General features: G+C 44.4%; 18 protein-coding genes. 14 read left to right on the top strand and 4 right to left on the bottom strand.

Annotation, left to right across the window (positions count from 1 at the left end; translation table 11 throughout):
* The first annotated feature begins 56 nt into the window (after nucleotides 1-56).
* Nucleotides 57-1,229: a galactokinase gene (locus NSU16_RS19055; protein ID WP_339191731.1), complete on the top strand. Its 1,173-nt coding sequence runs from the start codon at nucleotides 57-59 to the stop codon at nucleotides 1,227-1,229.
* A gap of 3 nt (nucleotides 1,230-1,232) precedes the next feature.
* Nucleotides 1,233-2,774: a UDP-glucose--hexose-1-phosphate uridylyltransferase gene (gene galT, locus NSU16_RS19050; protein ID WP_339178819.1), complete on the top strand. Its 1,542-nt coding sequence runs from the start codon at nucleotides 1,233-1,235 to the stop codon at nucleotides 2,772-2,774.
* A gap of 63 nt (nucleotides 2,775-2,837) precedes the next feature.
* Here the strand turns inward: galT and NSU16_RS19045 are convergent, their stop codons facing one another.
* Nucleotides 2,838-3,083 carry a GlsB/YeaQ/YmgE family stress response membrane protein gene (locus NSU16_RS19045; protein ID WP_010332356.1) on the bottom strand — a complete coding sequence of 82 codons (246 nt, stop codon included), beginning with the start codon at nucleotides 3,081-3,083 and terminating at the stop codon, nucleotides 2,838-2,840.
* 514 nt (nucleotides 3,084-3,597) lie between these two features.
* Here NSU16_RS19045 and qoxA point away from each other — a divergent pair.
* Genes qoxA through qoxD form a run of 4 tightly spaced genes read left to right on the top strand, consistent with a single transcriptional unit; the run spans nucleotide 3,598 to nucleotide 7,544 of the window.
* Nucleotides 3,598-4,563: a cytochrome aa3 quinol oxidase subunit II gene (qoxA, locus tag NSU16_RS19040; RefSeq protein WP_081720819.1), complete on the top strand. Its 966-nt coding sequence runs from the start codon at nucleotides 3,598-3,600 to the stop codon at nucleotides 4,561-4,563.
* Nucleotides 4,564-4,590: 27 nt separating this feature from the next.
* Entirely contained in the window at nucleotides 4,591-6,540 is a 1,950-nt protein-coding gene (gene qoxB, locus NSU16_RS19035; protein WP_010332354.1) for a cytochrome aa3 quinol oxidase subunit I, read from the top strand.
* Between the two features lie 13 nt (nucleotides 6,541-6,553).
* Nucleotides 6,554-7,168, top strand: a complete 615-nt coding sequence (gene qoxC, locus NSU16_RS19030; protein ID WP_010332353.1) for a cytochrome aa3 quinol oxidase subunit III — start codon at nucleotides 6,554-6,556, stop codon at nucleotides 7,166-7,168.
* A 1-nt stretch (nucleotide 7,169) separates the two neighbouring features.
* Nucleotides 7,170-7,544: a cytochrome aa3 quinol oxidase subunit IV gene (qoxD, locus tag NSU16_RS19025; protein ID WP_024123290.1), complete on the top strand. Its 375-nt coding sequence runs from the start codon at nucleotides 7,170-7,172 to the stop codon at nucleotides 7,542-7,544.
* A gap of 42 nt (nucleotides 7,545-7,586) precedes the next feature.
* On the opposite strand, the gene ywcE is transcribed toward qoxD, so the two are convergent.
* Nucleotides 7,587-7,853: a spore morphogenesis/germination protein YwcE gene (gene ywcE, locus NSU16_RS19020; RefSeq protein ID WP_081638379.1), complete on the bottom strand. Its 267-nt coding sequence runs from the start codon at nucleotides 7,851-7,853 to the stop codon at nucleotides 7,587-7,589.
* Between the two features lie 519 nt (nucleotides 7,854-8,372).
* Here ywcE and NSU16_RS19015 point away from each other — a divergent pair.
* The 3 genes from NSU16_RS19015 (at nucleotide 8,373) to NSU16_RS19005 (ending at nucleotide 11,593) form a co-directional block, all read left to right on the top strand.
* Nucleotides 8,373-9,557, top strand: a complete 1,185-nt coding sequence (locus NSU16_RS19015) for an FtsW/RodA/SpoVE family cell cycle protein (RefSeq protein ID WP_339191730.1) — start codon at nucleotides 8,373-8,375, stop codon at nucleotides 9,555-9,557.
* Between the two features lie 103 nt (nucleotides 9,558-9,660).
* Nucleotides 9,661-10,410, top strand: coding sequence for an oxygen-insensitive NADPH nitroreductase (gene nfsA / locus NSU16_RS19010; protein WP_326191448.1), 750 nt, complete (start codon nucleotides 9,661-9,663; stop codon nucleotides 10,408-10,410).
* Nucleotides 10,411-10,588: 178 nt separating this feature from the next.
* Entirely contained in the window at nucleotides 10,589-11,593 is a 1,005-nt protein-coding gene (locus NSU16_RS19005; RefSeq protein WP_010332349.1) for an LLM class flavin-dependent oxidoreductase, read from the top strand.
* 56 nt (nucleotides 11,594-11,649) lie between these two features.
* Here the strand turns inward: NSU16_RS19005 and vpr are convergent, their stop codons facing one another.
* Nucleotides 11,650-14,070 carry a serine protease Vpr gene (gene vpr, locus NSU16_RS19000; protein ID WP_268471723.1) on the bottom strand — a complete coding sequence of 807 codons (2,421 nt, stop codon included), beginning with the start codon at nucleotides 14,068-14,070 and terminating at the stop codon, nucleotides 11,650-11,652.
* 528 nt (nucleotides 14,071-14,598) lie between these two features.
* On the opposite strand from vpr, the gene NSU16_RS18995 reads away from it, so the two are divergent.
* Both NSU16_RS18995 and sacT read left to right on the top strand, forming a co-directional pair.
* Nucleotides 14,599-14,901, top strand: a complete 303-nt coding sequence (locus NSU16_RS18995; RefSeq protein WP_339191729.1) for a hypothetical protein — start codon at nucleotides 14,599-14,601, stop codon at nucleotides 14,899-14,901.
* 41 nt (nucleotides 14,902-14,942) lie between these two features.
* The gene (sacT, locus tag NSU16_RS18990) at nucleotides 14,943-15,773 is read left to right on the top strand and encodes a sac operon transcriptional antiterminator SacT (RefSeq protein WP_010332347.1); all 831 of its coding nucleotides are present in this window, start codon (nucleotides 14,943-14,945) and stop codon (nucleotides 15,771-15,773) included.
* A gap of 38 nt (nucleotides 15,774-15,811) precedes the next feature.
* On the opposite strand, the gene NSU16_RS18985 is transcribed toward sacT, so the two are convergent.
* Nucleotides 15,812-16,579 (bottom strand): formate/nitrite transporter family protein, encoded by a 768-nt coding sequence (locus NSU16_RS18985; RefSeq protein WP_339191728.1) that lies wholly within the window; start codon nucleotides 16,577-16,579, stop codon nucleotides 15,812-15,814.
* A gap of 298 nt (nucleotides 16,580-16,877) precedes the next feature.
* On the opposite strand from NSU16_RS18985, the gene scrA reads away from it, so the two are divergent.
* The 3 genes from scrA to NSU16_RS18970 all read left to right on the top strand — a co-directional run bounded on the left by scrA (nucleotide 16,878) and on the right by NSU16_RS18970 (nucleotide 20,040).
* The gene (gene scrA / locus NSU16_RS18980) at nucleotides 16,878-18,260 is read left to right on the top strand and encodes a PTS system sucrose transporter subunit IIBC (protein ID WP_268444638.1); all 1,383 of its coding nucleotides are present in this window, start codon (nucleotides 16,878-16,880) and stop codon (nucleotides 18,258-18,260) included.
* Nucleotides 18,260-19,699 (top strand): sucrose-6-phosphate hydrolase, encoded by a 1,440-nt coding sequence (gene sacA / locus NSU16_RS18975; protein WP_339191727.1) that lies wholly within the window; start codon nucleotides 18,260-18,262, stop codon nucleotides 19,697-19,699. The genes scrA and sacA overlap by 1 nt, the downstream gene beginning before the upstream one ends.
* 92 nt (nucleotides 19,700-19,791) lie before the next feature.
* Nucleotides 19,792-20,040 carry a hypothetical protein gene (locus NSU16_RS18970; protein ID WP_010332343.1) on the top strand — a complete coding sequence of 83 codons (249 nt, stop codon included), beginning with the start codon at nucleotides 19,792-19,794 and terminating at the stop codon, nucleotides 20,038-20,040.
* Nucleotides 20,041-20,043 lie beyond the last annotated feature (3 nt).

The raw sequence follows: 20,043 nt of genomic DNA, 5'->3' as shown, positions 1-20,043 counted from the left end.
GTTTTCGTTACAGAAAGACCGGGAAACAAAAATAAAAACCATGAAAGGTGATGCACATGCGGGAAGAATTGAAGGGGATATTTGCAAGTGTATTCGGAGAAAAAGAGGGATTGCGTTTTTTTTTCGCACCGGGAAGAGTGAATCTGATTGGAGAACATACGGATTATAACGGTGGGCACGTGTTTCCGTGCGCGCTGACAATGGGTACATATGCTGCTGTTGCAGAAAGAAATGACGGGCTGGTCAGGATGTATTCGGACAACTTTCAGGAAGCCGGCATAAAGGGATGCAGTCTTGACGGCATCCGTTATCAAAAAGAAGACGACTGGGCCAATTATCCGAAAGGCGTCATATATGAATTTCAACAAAGGGGCTATTCGATTCCGAATGGCTTTGACATCGTGTTTTCAGGGAATATTCCAAACGGGGCAGGGCTCTCGTCTTCCGCTTCCATTGAGCTGCTGATGGCGGTCGTGCTCCAAAGCTATTTTCATCCTCAACTCGATGCGCTGGAGCTTGTCAAAATGGCACAGCATGCGGAAAACACATTTATCGGGGTCAATTGCGGAATTATGGATCAATTCGCAATCGGAATGGGGAAAGAACATCATGCGATGCTTCTGAACTGCGATACGCTGGACTATGAATATAGCAAACTCGATGTCTCCGGGCTTGCGCTGGTTATTGCGAACACGAACAAAAAAAGGACATTGGCGGACTCAAGCTATAATGCGAGACGCCAAGAGTGCAGCGACGCATTGCTGGATCTGCAAAAGGAGCTCGACATTACATCACTTGGCGACATCAAGCCTTCTGATTTCGATGCATGCTCTGACCTGATCCGAAATGAAACGAACAGACGCCGCGCAAAGCACGCCGTATATGAAAACCACCGCGCCATCAAGACAGCCGACATGTTTAAAGAAAACAACATTCGCGAAATCGGGCGGTTAATGAAGGAATCCCACCTTTCATTAAAGGATGATTATGAGGTGACATGTCCGGAACTTGATGAGCTCGTATTTGCGGCGTGGGAGCAACAAGGAGTGATTGGCTCAAGAATGACGGGAGCGGGATTCGGCGGCTGCACAATCAGTATTGTAAAGGATGAATTTGTTGATGACTTTATCCAAAAGGTTGGAGACAGGTATCAAGAAAAAACAGGCCTCAAAGCTGATTTTTATGTCGCTGATATTGGCGAAGGAGCGAGAGAACTAAAGGGGGAATGACACATGAGCATTTTTGAACATCTGGAACAGCTGATCGAGTATGGGCTGGAACGAAAACTGATATCGATCTGGGATCAGGAATATACGAGAAACCGACTTTATGAAGTGCTGGACATCAAACATCCCCAGCCGGTCTCAAGCACACCTATTAAGCAGAGCCAACGTCTTCCTGACTTGCTTTCTCCTATTTACGAGTGGGCGGCAGAAACCGGCCGCATAGAAGCAAATACAGACACCTATCGAGATTTGCTCAGTGCGAAGCTGATGGGCTGTTTTGTCCCGCCTCCCTCTGAGGTCATCCGCAAGTTTGAAGAGACAAAGGCGTTATACGGACCGAAACAGGCGACAAAAGAGTTTTATCAATATGCAGAGGATGTCTATTATATCAGGTCGGACAGAATCGCTAAAAACGTTCATTGGACGGTGCCGACCGAATATGGCGAGCTGGAAATAACAATCAACCTGTCAAAGCCCGAAAAGGATCCGAAAGCGATTGCGGCTGCCAAAGAACAGACGCAGACAAATTATCCGCCTTGTGTGCTTTGTAAGGAAAATGTCGGCTTTGAGGGAAGTGTGAACCATCCGGCCCGGCAGAATCACAGAATCATTCCTGTTATTCTCAGAGACGAGCAATGGTATTTGCAATTCTCGCCATATGTGTATTATCCGGAGCATTGCATCGTTTTAAAGGGTGAGCATGAACCGATGGAGATCAGCAAAAAAACGTTTGAAAGACTGCTCTCATTCCTCGGGCAATATCCGCATTATTTTATCGGATCAAACGCAGACCTGCCGATTGTCGGGGGCAGCATCCTAAGCCACGACCATTTTCAAGGCGGGGCGCACGATTTTCCGATGGCGCGTGCCGAAATGGAGGAGAGATATGAATTGATGGGTCATCCCGGTGTGTCGCTGGGCTTAGTGAAATGGCCAATGTCTGTGCTCAGGCTCCAGGGGGACGATCCAGATAGAGTCGCTGACGCAGCGGACCATATATTCCGTACATGGCAGCAATATTCTGATGAAAAAGCCGGCATAGCCGCCTTTACAGGGGATACGCCGCACAATACGGTCACGCCGATTGCAAGACGCAGGGGAGGCTCGTATGAACTCGACATCGTGCTGAGAAACAATCGGACGGATGAGGAGCATCCATTAGGAATCTTTCATCCTCATCAAGAGGTTCATCATATCAAAAAAGAAAATATCGGTTTGATTGAGGTCATGGGCTTAGCGATATTGCCGGGCCGTTTACAGGAAGAAATGAAAGCAACGGAAGCGGCAATGTGCTCTGCTGATCCGAAAACAGCATTAGAAGAAAATGAGCTGACCGCTAAACATAAAGATTGGGCTCTTCGTCTGATGGAAAGAAGAACCATAACAAAAGGGAATGCGGAACAGGTCATAAAAGAAGAGCTTGGTCATGTATTCGCACGCATTCTTGAACATGCCGGCGTATTTAAACAGACACCCGAAGGAAAACAGGCCTTCAACAGGTTTATCCATTGTTTAGGCGTCAAACAAGGAAAAAGCCTCAACCGTTAAGGGAAGAGGCTTTTTCCTATTAAAAAAGAGCCCAAAACGCTCACGCTTTGGGCTCTGTTGTTTCTATCCTCTTTTTCTTGCTAAGAGGCTTACGAGAAAGACAACAATTGCTGAACCGATAATCGCCGGGATAATGGCAAATCCGGCAAGATGCGGTCCCCATGTTCCAAGCAGCCCGTGCCCGATCCAGGCACCAATAAGACCTGCGATCATCGACCCGATAATTCCTCCGGGCATATCTCCTTTTACAAACAGGCTACCAACCCATCCGATAATAATAGCTACGATAAGTGAAATTATGAAACTCATCATGCAACACATCCTATTTTAGATTTATTTGCTTATATCATTCCTCCTTTTTGTATAGGATAAACAATTGAATGTGCTAATCAAAAAGAGGGAACAGTTCAGAGCATATCGCCGCTCTATTGAGCCTTTTCTTTCAATATGCATTGCGCTAAAATGGTAATCGTGTGAAAAGATGCTAGCCAAGGAAAAATTAATTCCCTTGTAGAAAGTTTAACAAAATGAAATTTTTGATTGACCTAGGTTTTTTATTGTGGTAAACCTTTATTTGTCAGAATTAATTCTTCATCTTCTTTCTTTACTTATATGCGGAAATAACTAGAAACTTTTCATATTAAGCGATAGATGTGAATAAAGTTGGAGCAAATTTTGTCGATTTTATGACATTTAAGCGAAAATGGGATGAAGTTTATAAAAAAATAAAGCTAATAAGTGAAGTTTTTGATAGCATAACAAAGTAGAGAAAAGATTTTGAGGAAGTATGCACTTCAGATTTATTACATCAATAGGAAGGATGGTGATCTTCTTGTTCAGAGCATTAAAACCGTTACTTGTATTAGCGCTGTTAACTGTGGTTTTCGTCCTTGGGGGATGCAGCAATGCTTCAGTACTAGATCCGAAAGGGCCTGTGGCTGATCAGCAAAGTGATTTGATCCTGTTATCTATCGGATTTATGCTGTTTATCGTCGGGGTCGTCTTTGTTCTTTTTACCATTATTTTAGTAAAATACCGCGACCGTAAAGGCAAAGATAATGGATCTTATAACCCAGAAATTCACGGTAACACATTCTTAGAAGTAGTCTGGACAGTGATCCCAATTTTAATCGTCATCGCACTTTCTGTGCCAACCGTACAGACGATATATTCGTTAGAAAAAGCTCCTGAAGCAACAAAGGATAAAGAGCCTCTTGTTGTTTACGCTACTTCGGTAGACTGGAAATGGGTATTCAGCTACCCTGAACAGGATATTGAAACGGTCAACTACTTAAACATTCCTGTAGACCGCCCGATCTTGTTTAAAATCTCATCTGCAGATTCAATGGCTTCGCTATGGATTCCTCAGCTTGGAGGACAAAAATACGCGATGGCTGGAATGCTGATGGATCAATACTTACAGGCTGATGAAGTGGGAACTTATGAAGGCCGCAACGCGAACTTCACAGGTGAACATTTTGCCGACCAAGAGTTTGATGTGAATGCTGTAACAGAAAAAGACTTTAACAGCTGGGTGAAAAAGACTCAAAATGAGGCTCCTAAGCTGACAAAAGAGAAGTATGATCAATTGATGCTTCCTGAAAATGTGGACGAATTAACGTTCTCTTCTACTCACTTAAAATACGTTGATCACGGACAAGACGCAGAATACGCGATGGAGGCCCGCAAACGCCTTGGCTACCAAGCCGTTTCACCGCACTCTAAAACAGATCCGTTTGAAAACGTAAAGGAAAATGAATTTAAGAAGTCTGATGATACAGAAGAATGATATTGATCAGGAAAGGAGGAAGCCCGCATGAAATTTAAATGGGATGAATTTTTTGTAACAGGTGACCCATTAATTCTGGGCGCACAAGTTTCCATTGCACTATCTACCATCGCCATCATTGTTGTACTGACCTACTTCAAGAAATGGAAATGGCTCTGGTCTGAATGGATAACAACTGTTGACCACAAAAAACTCGGAATCATGTATATTATATCTGCTGTAATTATGTTATTCCGCGGCGGTGTCGACGGTTTGATGATGCGTGCCCAGCTAGCGCTTCCGAATAACAGTTTTTTAGACTCAAACCACTATAATGAAATTTTTACGACTCACGGTACGATCATGATCATCTTCATGGCGATGCCGTTTTTAATCGGTCTTATTAACGTTGTTGTACCTCTTCAAATCGGTGCTCGCGACGTTGCATTTCCTTACTTGAACAACCTGAGTTTCTGGACGTTCTTCGTAGGGGCTATGCTTTTCAATATTTCTTTCGTTATCGGAGGTTCTCCGAACGCAGGCTGGACAAGTTACATGCCGCTTGCAAGTAACGACATGAGCCCTGGACCGGGTGAGAACTACTACCTCCTCGGACTTCAGATTGCCGGGATCGGTACCCTGATGACAGGGATCAACTTTATGGTCACAATCTTAAAAATGAGAACAAAAGGCATGACACTGATGCGTATGCCAATGTTCACATGGACAACACTGATCACAATGGTTATTATCGTGTTTGCTTTCCCTGTGCTTACAGTAGCTTTAGCACTCTTATCATTTGATCGTTTGTTCGGCGCTCACTTTTTCACACTGGAAGCAGGCGGTATGCCGATGCTTTGGGCCAACCTGTTCTGGATTTGGGGACATCCTGAAGTATATATCGTTATTCTTCCGGCGTTCGGTATTTTCTCAGAAATTATCTCAAGCTTTGCAAGAAAACAATTGTTTGGTTACAAAGCGATGGTTGGTTCTATTATCGCCATCTCCGTATTGAGTTTCTTAGTTTGGACTCACCACTTCTTCACAATGGGGAACAGTGCGTCCGTTAACTCATTCTTCTCAATTACGACAATGGCAATCTCGATTCCGACCGGGGTTAAAATCTTTAACTGGCTCTTTACAATGTATAAAGGCCGAATCAGCTTTACAACGCCTATGCTGTGGGCGCTTGCGTTCATTCCTAACTTCGTTATCGGCGGGGTTACAGGGGTTATGCTTGCGATGGCAGCAGCGGATTATCAATACCATAATACGTACTTCCTGGTATCTCACTTCCACTACGTGCTGATCGCGGGTACTGTATTTGCTTGTTTCGCAGGATTTATTTTCTGGTATCCAAAAATGTTCGGCCACAAACTGAACGAAAAAATCGGAAAATGGTTCTTCTGGATCTTTATGATCGGGTTCAATATTTGTTTCTTCCCGCAATATTTCTTGGGGCTTCAAGGTATGCCTCGCCGTATTTACACATACGGACCGAATGATGGCTGGACAACATTGAACTTTATTTCAACAGTCGGAGCTTTCATGATGGGTGTAGGATTCTTAATCCTTTGCTATAACATCTACTACAGCTTCCGTTACTCTACTCGTGAAATCAGCGGAGATTCATGGGGTGTGGGACGTACGCTTGATTGGGCGACTTCATCTGCGATTCCGCCGCACTACAACTTTGCGGTGCTTCCTGAAGTCAAATCCCAAGATGCATTCCTGCACATGAAAGAAGAAAAAACTGAATTATACCCTGAAAGCAAATTCAAGAAAATCCATATGCCAAGCAACTCAGGCAGACCGTTCTTTATGTCTGTTGCCTTCGGTATCGCCGGCTTTGGACTTGTCTTTGAATGGTACTGGATGGGCGTAGTCGGATTAATCGGAGTCCTGCTCTGCATGGTGCTGCGTTCATTCGAATACGACAATGGCTACTACGTAAGTGTTGATGAAATAAAAGAGACGGAAAGAAAGATTTCCGAATAAGGAGGCGTGAGTTATGGAACATGCAGAACACGGCAATTCTAACGCGCCTATGGAATATCAATCTGAAACCGGCAGACTTAATATTCTCGGGTTTTGGATCTTTTTAGGGGCAGAAATTGTGTTGTTCTCAACACTATTTGCAACCTTCTTCGTTCTTCAAAACAGAACAGCAGGAGGTGTCTTACCGGACGAACTGTTTGAAGTGAATCTGGTAATGATTATGACGTTCTTGCTGCTTATCAGCAGCTTTACCTGCGGGATCGCTGTTCATGAAATGCGCCGCGGAAGTTTAAAAGGCGTCGTCATTTGGACAATTATCACTCTTCTTCTCGGCGCCGGCTTCGTCGGTTGTGAGATCAACGAGTTTGTCCACTATGTACATGAAGGAGCATCTCTCGGTACAAGTGCGTTCTGGTCTGGATTCTTTGTTTTACTTGGAACTCACGGAACTCACGTAACAATCGGTATTTTCTGGATTGCAGGCATTCTGATTCAGTTGAAGAAACGCGGCTTAACTCCGCAAACTTCATCTAAAATCTTTATCTCAAGCTTGTACTGGCACTTCTTAGATGTTGTATGGATTTTCATCTTTACAGGTGTCTATCTCATGGGATTGGGGGGTCTGTAAAATGGCAAACAAATCTGCTGAACACAGTCACTTTCCATGGAAGCACATTGTAGGTTTTGCACTTTCTATTGTTTTGACCCTGCTGGCTCTATGGGTTGCAGTGTATACTGAATTGAGTCCATCAGCAAAACTTTGGATCATTTTCGGCTTCGCCTTCATTCAGGCGGCGCTCCAGCTCCTCATGTTCATGCACATGACAGAGAGCGAAAACGGCGGTATCCAAGTTGGAAACACGCTGTTCGGATTCTTCGGCGCGATCGTTATCGTGCTTGGATCCATCTGGATTTTCGCGGCTCACTATCATCACGGTGACCACATGGATGGAAATCCTCCTGGAGGCGCTGAACACTCAGAGCACTCAGGCCACAACGAATAAGCAAAAAACCCTCTTCGTCCAGAAGAGGGTTTTTTTGCTGTTTTAACTGCTGCTTCGCTTTCTGCGAAGATAAGGAAGGCCATAAATGATAAAGGCCGCAATATGAGCGACAATGACGTTGACGGCAAACAGGATAATCATGAGAGTGTGTCCGAGTGGAGAAAGGCTTTCTGTTGCGTAAAAGAAGAAGAATACCCACATTAAAATAATTGGCGGAATAGCAGAGAGTGCGACTTTTTTGTTATCGAGCCAAATAAAGAGGGGAGTAGCGCTGGCAACCAATAAATAAGCAAAAAACATGTCCATCATACCCGTCTCCTTTCATTTTGTGACAGCGTTTACAAAAATGAAGTAGAGGAAATGAATTGTGTCTGTTTTGTGGTTGTTTTGTGAACGTTTTGTTACAATTATTATACCATGTTTTCCAGAAATTGATACAGGTAATTGTGGAAATGGTCTGGCACTATTGCCTTATTTTTTATCGCCTATCCGCTAGGAGAATGTATGGAAACCGAGAGAATGGAGCAGTTTGTTTACTTCTGCCTTGGTTTTCTAGCAACTTGCTGTACGAAAGGAACCTTCAATAAATACATATTTAATAAGAGACTGCATGCATGACCCTTTAGAAATAGGGGTTTTTTCATTTGAAAAGTTTTGTGTCAATCGAAACATTTCGGTTTATGATACGTCATATTTCGTGTAGCTGAAAAAGCGCCACAACTGCGCGCAAAAAACAAAAAAGGAAACGAGCTTCACGTGTCATCTTGAACGTGGTTCATGTATAATAAACATTAGTGATTTTCCGATGAAAATGTAAGGCGGGATAGAATGAGTCGATATAAGAAACAGCAAAGCCCCTTTTATCAGGGGGATTTGATTTTTATATTTGGTGTGTTTTTTATCATAAGTGTAGTATCAATTTATGCTGCCGGTCAGTTTGGGCAGTATGGAGACGGTGCTTGGAAGAAACAAATCGTTTATTATGTATTGGGCATTGTTGCAATAACGGCACTACTTTATTTCGATTTAGAGCAACTAGAAAAACTTAGTTTATATGTGTTTATATTTGGAATCTTATTGTTATTGATATTAAGGATTAGCCCTGAGTCTATCGCCCCTGTAAAAAATGGTGCAAAAAGCTGGTTCCAATTTGGACCTGTTACGTTGCAGCCTTCTGAATTTATGAAGATAGGGCTCATGATGATGGTGGCCTCGGTTATATCTAAGGCGAATCCTAAAAAAGTTCGTTCACTTAGAGATGATGTCTATCTTTTGTTGAAGATAGCAGGCGTTGCAGTAGTGCCAATCGGACTTATCCTTCTGCAGGATGCTGGTACAGCAGGAATATGTATGTTTATTGTGATTGTCATGGTCTTTATGTCAGGAGTAAACTGGAAGCTGATCGCGATCATTGGCGGTTCAGGTATCTTACTTATTACTCTTGCCTTGTTAGTTATGATTAATTTTCCTGATGTTGCTAAGTCAGTGGGTATTCAAGAGTATCAAATTAACAGGGTTACATCTTGGGTTTCTGATTCAAATGGAACAACTCAGGAAGATGCAAATAGCGGCTGGCAGGTTGATCAGGCCGTCATGGCTATCGGCTCAGGCGGGATTATCGGAAATGGTGTTCATAACTTGAAGGTTTATGTACCAGAGGGACAGACTGACTTTATTTTTGCTATTTTAGGTGAAAGCTTCGGATTTTTAGGCTGTGCCATTGTGGTTATCATGTTCTTCTTCTTAATCTATAGACTTGTCGTTTTGATTGACAAGATCCATCCATTCAACCGTTTTGCTTCTTTCTTTTGCGTAGGTTATACGGCGTTAATTGTGATCCACACATTCCAGAATATCGGGATGAATATCGGTATTATGCCTGTTACCGGGATTCCGCTGCTGTTTGTCAGCTATGGGGGAAGCTCGACGCTTGCCACGTTAATTGGTTTCGGTATTGTGTATAATGCGAGTGTTCAGCTGACGAGATACAGAAGTTATTTGTTTAATTCATAAAATGCAGACAGCCTTTAAGGGCTGTCTCTTTTTTTGTAGAGCATTTCACTTTTGAGTTCGCTTTTTTTCGGATATGATAAAAACAGATAAGGAGGTTCTTGTGATGAACAACACAATTGAAACCATTTTAAACCATCGGTCGATCCGATCATTTACTGATCAGCTTTTGACAGCTGAGGAAATTGATACATTAGTGAAAAGCGCGCAGGCTGCACCTACGTCCAGCTATGTGCAGGCTTATTCGATTATCGGTGTTTCCGATCCGGAGAAAAAACGTGAGCTGTCTGTGCTTGCAGGGAATCAGCCTTATGTTGAACATAACGGTCACTTTTTTGTGTTTTGCGCGGACTTGTACCGTCATCAAAAACTGGCTGAAGAAAAAGGCGAACATATCTCTGAGCTGCTGGAAAATACGGAAATGTTTATGGTCAGTTTAATTGATGCTGCGCTTGCGGCTCAAAATATGAGCATCGCCGCAGAATCAATGGGGCTTGGCATATGTTATATCGGAGGCATTCGGAATGAACTGGACAAGGTGACAGAGGTGCTGCAAACGCCTGACCATGTACTCCCGCTTTTTGGTCTGGCTGTAGGACATCCTGCCAACCCATCCGGCAAAAAACCGAGATTGCCGAAGCAGGCTGTCTATCATGAAAATACGTATAATGTGAATGACGATGATTTTCGTGAACATATGAGGGCATATGACAAAACCATTTCTGATTATTATAGAGAAAGAACAAACGGTCAGCGGGTGGAAACGTGGTCTGATCAAATTCTGAACTTTATGAAGCAGAAACCGCGTACGTACTTAAATGAATATGTGAAAGAAAAAGGCTTTAATAAGAACTAAATGTGAAACCTCTCCGCTGGCGGAGAGGTTTTTATGTTTCACGTGTAACATATTCCGACAAATAGAGACAAGTTGACACAAATAAATGACGATTGATCGGGAGACACTGATGAACAGTGTGAGCGGCTTAGAAGAAAAAATAATGGATCAGTGATACGATGAGGACGAGGTGGTAGGGATGTTATCATTAAGTATATTAGATCAATCTCCGGTGTCCGAGGGAAGCTCGGCAGAAACGGCATTAAGGGAAACCGTTGAGCTTGCCCAGGCGGCTGAGGGTCTTGGATATAAGAGATTTTGGGTTTCAGAGCATCACTTTTCAAAGCGCCTGGCAGGGTCCAGTCCAGAGGTGCTGATCAGCCATATTGCGGCGAAAACGAACCGGATCAGGGTGGGGTCAGGCGGTGTTATGCTGCCGCACTACAGTGCCTATAAAGTAGCGGAGAATTTTCGTGTGCTGGAAGGTTTGACGCCGGGAAGAATTGATCTCGGCCTAGGCAGAGCGCCGGGAGGAATGCCGATTGCATCTTGGGCGCTCAATGACGGCGGAAAGCGCAATGCTGATCAGTATCCGCAGCAAATCAAGGAACTGACGATGTATTTGCATGATTTGGCGGATGACAAACACCGTTTTCCGAATCTGACGGCTGCGCCTCATATATCCAGCGCACCGGATGTGTGGCTGCTCGGTTCATCCGGAGAAAGTGCCTTGCTTGCCGCTGAATCGGGTGCCGGCTATATGTTTGCCCACTTTATTAATGGCGAGGGCGGAGAGGATACGGTCAGACAATATAAGAGACGATTTAAGCCAACTGTGTTAGGAGAAACGCCTCGTGCGGCAGTTGCTGTTTTTGTTCTATGTGCGGATACAGAGGAGAAAGCGGAACAGCTTGCGGCAGTGCTTGATTTTACTCTCTTGGCGGGGGAGCAGGGCATTCCTTTAGAAGGCGTTCCTGATTATGAAGCTGTCCGGAACAATACGTACTCTCCTTATGAACAAAGACGAATTGCTGATAACAGAAACCGAATGATTGTCGGTACGAAAAAACAGGTCAAGGAACAGCTGATGTCCTTGAGTAAGGCTTATGATACAGAGGAAATCATGGCGGTAACCATTACGAATCGATTTGAGGATAAACTTCATTCTTATCGCCTTTTACAGGAGGCGTTTGCCGAGGCATGAAACCGTTAAAGCCTGTATGGAAAAGCCCCGCCGATGTTTCTCGGCAGGGCTGCTTTTTATTCAACAGTAAAAGGCTCTTCGGTCAGAACTTGACTTGATTTTCCTTTGTTGGCTGCATAGGCGAGCATATAATATTCACCGGCTGGAAGTGTTGTACCCCCATTGATCGTGCCGTCCCAGTCAAAGTACTGGTAGCCTTTATCTTGATGTTTATAAATACCTGCTTGGCCTGCAAAGTCAAGGTTGCTGTCATAGACAAGGAAAGCCAGCTCTTCCGCTCCCGCAGGAAGGTAGGTTTCGATTTCATAGGTGCCTTGCTCAGAGCCCTCATTAACTGATACAGACGTTACCCTCGGATAATCCGGCTCTTTAACGATCAGCAATGTAGGTACCTTGGCGACGGTTTTTCCGCCTTCTCTTACGATGACAGTTCCTTCATAGGTGCCTGCTTTTGTTTTCTTAGTATTGACCTTTACTGTTGCAGTGGCTTTTCCGGTTTTATGAGCCGGAATCACAACACGGCTTGTGCCGGATGTGGAAATACCGCTTCCGTTGAATGAGTATTCCAGCGTGTATGACTTCCTAATGGAAGATTGATTTTCAATTGTAAAGGTTTTTTTCTTCGTTTCGTTTCCTTTTTCCTTCAAAAATGTGCCGTACGAGTAGCTTCCCGGTGAGACGAACGAGTCGGCTTTGATCGCGTTCATAATTCTTGCGCTGCCTGCACCCTGGGCATTATGCGGATATACTTCTCCGTCGCCATCCTTTAATGTGACAGCGGTATTCATGATGGCAGCTTTGATCTGTTCAACGCTCCATTTCGGTTTAGCTTGTTTGATGACGGCAACCGCTCCGGCGATATGAGGTGATGCCATGCTCGTTCCTTGTTTTGACCCGTAGCCATATGGGCTGTCAGGATCATGTGTTGGAATGGTGCTGACAATATTGACGCCTGGGGCGGAAATATCCGGCTTAATCATCCACGTATCCATCACAGGGCCGCGGGATGAGAAATCGGCAACCTGTTCACCGAGCGCTTTTGAGACCGTCAACTTGAATGTTGCTTTTGTCTCGCCAGCTTTCATGGCGCTGATGAGCTTTTCACCGTCTTCTAATGAAAGCTTAATCGTTGGCACAGACATGCCAGGCACATTGGCTTCAATTTCCCCAGATAAATTGTTATACACAACCATGCCGATGGCGCCTGCTTTTTTGGCGTTGTCCGCTTTATCCACAAAAGCAATGCTGCCCCGTTTGACGAGTGCCACTTTGCCTTTCAGATCTTTTCCTTCAAAATCCTTTTCTTCGCCGAGACCAGCGTCGACAAGCTCGACCTCTTTATTGTGAAGCCCCTTAACGTCATCTTCTTTGTCATAGCCCATGACTTTTGCTGAAGAGTAAGAGCCGAATGAGACAGCGTATTCATTGAGCGGAAGCTGCGTTGCACCGACAGAAATCGCTTCTCTGGATGTGCCAGGCGATCCGACGGTCCAGCCGTTCGGTCCGCTGTTTCCATTTGATGTAACAGCGACAACGCCCTCTGACATGGCCCAATCAAGCGCTGTGCTCGTCGCCCAGTCCGGGTTGTTTAATGAGTTTCCGAGTGACAGGTTCATCACATCTGCTCCGTCCTGTACAGCACGTTCCACGCCTGCAATGACGTTTTCTGTTGTGCCGCTTCCTCCCGGTCCGAGAACGCGGTAAGCGAGAAGTGTTGCATCAGGTGCTACGCCTTTAATCGTACCGTTCGCAGCAACAGTTCCGGCCACGTGTGTTCCGTGGTCAGTGGCTTCGCCTCTCGGATCGCCAGTTGGTGTTTCTTTCGGATCGTAATCATTGTCTACAAAATCGTATCCTTTATATTGTCCGAAGTTTTTCTTCAGATCAGGGTGATTGTACTCAACTCCTGTATCAATAACAGCGACTTTGACGCCTTTCCCAGTGTAGCCTAAATCCCAAGCGTCGTTTGCTCCGATATATGGCGCGCTGTCATCCATTTGCGGAGATACAGCGTCCTCAGAGATGGTGACATCTTTCTCCTTTATATTGTCTGTTTTGTAAGTGACGTTCGGGTACACAGCTTTAACGTCATCTACTGCTAGGAGTTTTGGAATTTCATTAGCTGGGAGCTTCATAGAAAATCCGGAGAAAACCTGTTCATATTCCCTTTTTACTTTTCCGTTTTTCACCGCTTTCACGGCTTTGTTTTTTGCTTTTGAGCGGGCGTTTTTGAGCTTGCTTTTCGTTTGGTTTACTCCCGCTTCCTTCGCCTCTGCCAAGGATTTTTCTTTTAATTCCACAATCACCGTTGTTTGTTTGCTTGTTGTCATGTCAATATCACCGAATACCTCGGCTTTTTCCAGGTCTGCCGATCCTTTTGAAGCAACCGGTGCTGCCTGTACCCCTGTCATGCCTGTGGATAACGTAAAGAATAAAACAAGACCTAGAAGCAGAAAGCGAATAATCCCGTTTTTCAATGTGTTTCCCCCTTTGAGTTAAGAAAAAATGTTGAAGATCTAGTATATATTTCTTGAAAATTCAAAAAAATCCTTGTGTCATTTGGACCATTTATTGGATTTTGGTTGTGTATAAGGAAGGAGTTATACACAGAACCCTGTGTATAAGTGAATAAAGCTGTGTATATATATAGTTGGGAATATATGTTCTTATACAAAATATAGATGGTGTTTGTGGACATGTGGATATCTCTTGTGATTAAGTTGTTCTTATCTTTGGGATAACTTGTGTATAAACTTTTTAAAGCGGTTCTCCAATTTTCATTTCATTTCTTTCAGCTTTCAACAAAACTTCTTAAAACTAGTTTGTTTTTTCACTCATATTGTGACAAAGAATTCTCTTTCCACGGTCTATCATAGAGTCATGAGTTTTGCTAGAGCTGCTAGTTTGCGAGAAAAGAAATCGGCCGTCTTTTCCTGTGAGCTGCGGCTGAAAAAACGGGCTGCTAAAAAGGCTGCCTGCCAAAAAGAAGCGGAGGGATGTTTTCTATGAAACGTTTGCTTGTATCTTTACGGGTGTGGATGGTCTTTTTGATGAACTGGGTGGCGCCGGACCGAAAACATGCGGCTGCCGCTATTTATTCGGCTCAGCGTACATATCAAAGAAAAGCGGCGGTGCAAGCCGCGGGACTAGTTTCGTTTTATGAATGGCGGATGGCTGTGAATGACGAAGAAAAACAGAAAGCGAAAGCCGCCGCTCTCTATAAAAGAAGATGTCTGCAAGCCTTCAAGGAATCGCCAAAGCAGGAGAGGGCCGGCCCGCATCTTTACATAGCGGTCAAAAGGAGGTAAAATCCCAGTCATAAAAGCTAATTGGCGGGAGAGAGAGCCTCTTGAAAATCTATAAAGTATTAAACAACAATGCGGCTTTAATTAAAGAGGATGATCAGGAAAAAATTGTGATGGGACCGGGAATCGCTTTTCAAAAAAAGAAAAATGATCTTATCCCTATGAATAAAGTAGAAAAGATATTTGTCGTGCACGACGAGAATGAAAAGTTTAAACAAATCCTGCAAACGCTGCCGGAGGAGCATATTGATATAGCTGAGGATATCATCAGCTATGCGGAAGGGGAGCTCGCGGCGCCGCTGAGCGACCATATTCATATCGCGCTTTCTGACCATTTGTCCTTTGCGATCGAAAGGATTCAAAATGGGCTGCTTGTGCAAAATAAATTACTGCATGAGATAAAGGCGCTCTATAAAAAAGAATACGAGATCGGCCTGTGGGCGATCGGTCATGTAAAAGAGACATTGGGCGTGTCTCTGCCTGAAGATGAAGCGGGTTATATTGCCCTTCACATCCATACGGCAAAGATGGATGCGGAGAGTATGTATTCAGCGCTGAAGCATACGACGATGATAAAAGAAATGATAGAGAAAATAGAAAACTATTTTAATCGAAAGGTGGATGAGAACAGCATTTCCTATCAACGCCTTGTCACGCATTTGCGATACGCGGTCAGCCGGTTGGAATCAAATGAAGCGTTTCATGTCATGGACGAAGAGATGCTTTATTTCATCCAAAAAAAGTATTCATTTGCCTATCAATGTGCGCTGGAGCTGGCGGAGTTTCTGAAAAATGAATATCAATTACATTTGCCGGAGTCCGAGGCCGGCTATATCACGCTGCATGTCCAGCGTCTTCAAGATCTCTCGGAATAACCGCTTTGACTTGCAGGGAGTGATCTCTGGAAGTTTTTTTATTTATCGGCATTCAGCGTGTGATACATCCAGCCCATCATCACAATTCCTGCGGCCAGATTGCCGAGCGTAACAGGAATTAAGTTTCTGACTGCTCCCGCGAGTGTGACTGTATCAGGGTGATCAATCATAAGTGAGATCGCAAATGTGCACATATTGGCAATGCTGTGTTCGAAACCGGAAATAAAAAAGCAGAAAACGAAAAGCATCATGGCAAACAGCTTTGCTCCTTCTCCTTTGAGAGACATCGGAATGAAAAAAGCGAGACATACAAGCCAATTGCACAGCATTCCTCGGAAAAAGAGCTCTGACGCCGGCGGCTCCATCTTATGCTCTGCCAATTGAATCAAAAAGGAATGGGATGCCCCCTCGAAAAGCCCGGTTGCGCTGATAAGAATCGCAAATAAAACGGCTCCGATCAAATTGCCGGTATAGCTGAAAGCCCACAGATACAGGGTATCGCGCCAGCGGATTCTTTTCCGGAGTGCGGTATAAGTGAAATAAAAGGTGTTGCCGGTGAATAAATCCCCGCCTCCGTAGGCAATTAATACAATAGCAGCTCCAAATGTCACAGCGGCAGCCGGAAAGGCAAACGGTGAGTCGGCAATAGAGAAATAGCTGCCTGTTTTGCTTGCGGCTGTAATGCCAAAACCGATAAACATGCTGGCCAAAATGGATCTGAGCAAATAACGGATTTTGCTTGAAACGAATATGTCTTGTTTTTTTAAAGCATACTGTTCAACCTTTTGCAATGCTTGCGTTTCCATTGTCTTTTCCTGCTTTCTTTGATAGATGAGCATAGTATAGCATGATATTGTGAAGTATTTCACAAATAATTTTTACGAATTTTTGTCTACATGATCTATCAAACTTTTTAACTAAAAAACAGTTGACGAAAACGCTGTCATGTTTTATGATGAAAGCGTATTCTTAATCTGAATAAGCGGGATTGTGACTGGTAAAGCAGGCAAGACCTAAAATTTGCGTAAATGAAAAAGGATCGCTGTGTCCTTTATTCGTTGGCGAATTTTAGGTCTTTTTTGTTTATAAAAGGGGGAGAAGAAGATGGATTACAAAGAGACTGCAAAACGCCTCATTGAGCTTCTCGGGGGAAAAGAAAACATTATCAGCGCGGCTCATTGTGCGACAAGACTGCGTTTAGTGATTAAGGATGAATCAAAGATAGATCAAGCACAAGTAGAAGAGCTTGAAGGCGTCAAAGGCGCTTTCAGCAGTTCAGGCCAATACCAGATTATTTTTGGAACAGGCCTTGTCAATAAAGTGTATGATGCTTTTTCTAAGGAAGCCGATGTAGAGCGTGAAGAACATGTGAATCACCAGGATGCTGCTAAAGAGAAACTGAATCCTGCGGCGAGATTTGCGAAAACGCTTTCGAATATTTTTGTTCCGATCATTCCAGCCATCGTAGCCAGCGGCCTGTTAATGGGGTTATTGGGAATGATCAATGCCTTTCATTGGATGAGTAAGGACTCTGCGCTGCTGCAGCTCCTTGATATGTTTTCAAGCGCGGCATTCATCTTCCTGCCGATTTTGATCGGGGTCAGCGCTTCAAAAGAGTTTGGAAGCAATCCGTATTTAGGAGCGGTCATCGGGGGAATCATGATACACCCGACGCTTTTGAATCCATGGGGTTTGGCGGAAGCGTCACCTGATTATATGCATCTTTTCGGGTTTGATATCGCGCTCCTCGGTTATCAGGGAACCGTCATCCCTGTCCTGCTGGCAGTTTACGTCATGAGCAAGGTAGAGAAATGGACAAGAAAAGTGGTTCCGCATGCGGTCGATTTGCTGGTTACGCCTTTTGTTACTGTCATTGTCACCGGGTTTGTCGCATTTATTGCCATCGGCCCTTTAGGAAGAGCGCTTGGCTCCGGTATTACTGTTGCTTTAACATATGTGTATGATCATGCCGGTTTTGTCGCAGGCCTTCTTTTTGGAGGCACCTATTCACTGATCGTCCTCACAGGTGTTCATCACAGCTTCCATGCGATTGAGGCGGGGCTTATTTCAGATCTTGGCAGGAACTATTTATTGCCGATTTGGTCTATGGCAAATGTCGCCCAAGGCGGGGCCGGCCTTGCCGTCTTCTTTTTAGCGAAAAAGGCAAAAACGAAGGAAATCGCTCTTCCGGCGGCATTTTCTGCTTTTCTTGGCATTACTGAGCCCGTCATTTTCGGGGTAAACCTTCGCTACCGGAAGCCGTTTATCGCCGCGATGATTGGAGGCGCGCTGGGCGGCGCGTATGTCGTCTTTACACATGTTGCTGCAAACGCTTACGGGTTAACAGGCATTCCGATGATCGCCATTGCAGCACCTTTTGGATTTGGAAATCTAGTAAACTATATGATTGGAATGGTTATTGCAGCAGTATCAGCGTTCATTGCGGCGTTTGTCATGAAAATTAACGAAGATGAGGAGAGGAAATAATGACAGCACATGATCAGGAGCTGCGTCGCCGGGCTTATGAAGAAGTTGTGAAAAAAGAACATATTGCTGACAGCGATCTGCACCGCCAGCACTTTCACATCATGCCCCCGGTTGGTTTGCTGAATGATCCAAATGGCGTGGTGTATTGGAAGGGAGTCTATCATTTGTTTTTTCAGTGGCAGCCGTTTCAGACGGGGCACGGGGCAAAGTTTTGGGGGCATTATACGACATGCGATTTTGTGAGCTGGAAGCGGGAAGAGATTGCGTTGGCTCCGAGTGATTGGTTTGATAAAAACGGCTGCTACTCGGGCAGCGCTGTTGTCAAGGATGACCGGCTCTATTTGTTTTACACAGGAAATGTCAGGGACCAGGATGGGAATCGAGAAACGTATCAGTGCCTTGCTGTATCGGACGATGGGCTGACCTTTGAGAAAAAAGGTGTCGTGGCCCGTCTTCCTGAAGGCTATACAGCTCATTTTCGTGATCCGAAGGTGTGGGAGCATGAAGGAAAATGGTATATGGTGATCGGTGCGCAAACCGAGAACATGAAGGGCCAAGCTGTTTTGTTTACTTCCAATAACTTGACTGAGTGGACGTTTCTCGGCCCGATAACAGGTGCCGGCCTCAACGGACTGAATGATTTCGGATATATGTGGGAGTGCCCTGACCTGTTTTCTCTTCAAGGCTCCGACGTGCTGATTGTCTCGCCCCAAGGACTTGAAGCTGACGGCTATCGTTATCAAAATGTGTATCAATCTGGATATTTTGTAGGGCAGCTTGATTATGAAAAAACGGGGCTGATGCATGCTGCGTTTACGGAGCTTGATCAAGGCTTTGATTTTTACGCGCCGCAGACACTTGAAGACGATCAGGGGCGCCGGATACTGTTTGCGTGGATGGCTGTACCTGATCAGGATGAGAAGTATCATCCGACGAAAGATTATCACTGGATTCACTGTATGACGCTGCCGAGACAGCTGACGCTATCAGGGGAGAAGCTGATACAGCAGCCGCTTCCTGAGCTGAAAGCGATGCGGAAAAATGGGCAGGAAGTTCAAATCAACATGTATGGATCGTCTGGTACGCTGCCAGTTGAAAATCCTGAAAGAGCTGAAATTTTGATTGAAGACATTGATACGGAGTCTGGTTTTGAAATCAATATCCGCGCCACTGCCACATTCTCTTACCGGAAGGAAGAGGGGCTTATCACACTAGAGCGCACAAGCTTTGACGGTACAAAAACAGAAGCGAGACATTGCCGCATCAGCAATCTGCACACAGTGCACATGTTTATCGACGCGTCATCAGTGGAAGTCTTTATCAATCATGGGGAAGAGGTATTCAGCGCAAGATATTTTCCTTTCCCGGGAAATGATCAAGTGACTGCGAGATCAAACGGAAGATCTGAAATGAAAGTCGGAATTTGGACACTTATGTAGAAAATCCTTCTTTTTTCTTATGTGAAATCTGTGCCATCTGTGCTATTCTTCAACGATAACCTACATTTTTTTCTGTAAAAGGAGTTGTTTTCTTGAATATACATGAACAGAAGATAACACCGGAATGTTTAGAAAAGGCTGCGGACCAAGTTGAGGATAAGCGGGAAGAATATAAGGATGTGCTGCTTCAGCTGAAAAAAATGCTACGGGGAACAACACCGCATAGTGAAGCGGCAGAAACCCTTTCACGGGCATATGAACAAATGAAGGAATATGCACTTTTTGTTCAATCGATAGAGACATTTTTGAGGTCATCTGCGAACAATTTAAAGACCAAATAAACA

Source organism: Bacillus sp. FSL K6-1003 (assembly GCF_037964945.1).
Taxonomy (GTDB): Bacteria; Bacillota; Bacilli; order Bacillales; family Bacillaceae; genus Bacillus; species Bacillus mojavensis.
Note: the sequence above shows the minus strand (reverse complement) of the source record. Positions and strands in the feature narration are given on the sequence as shown.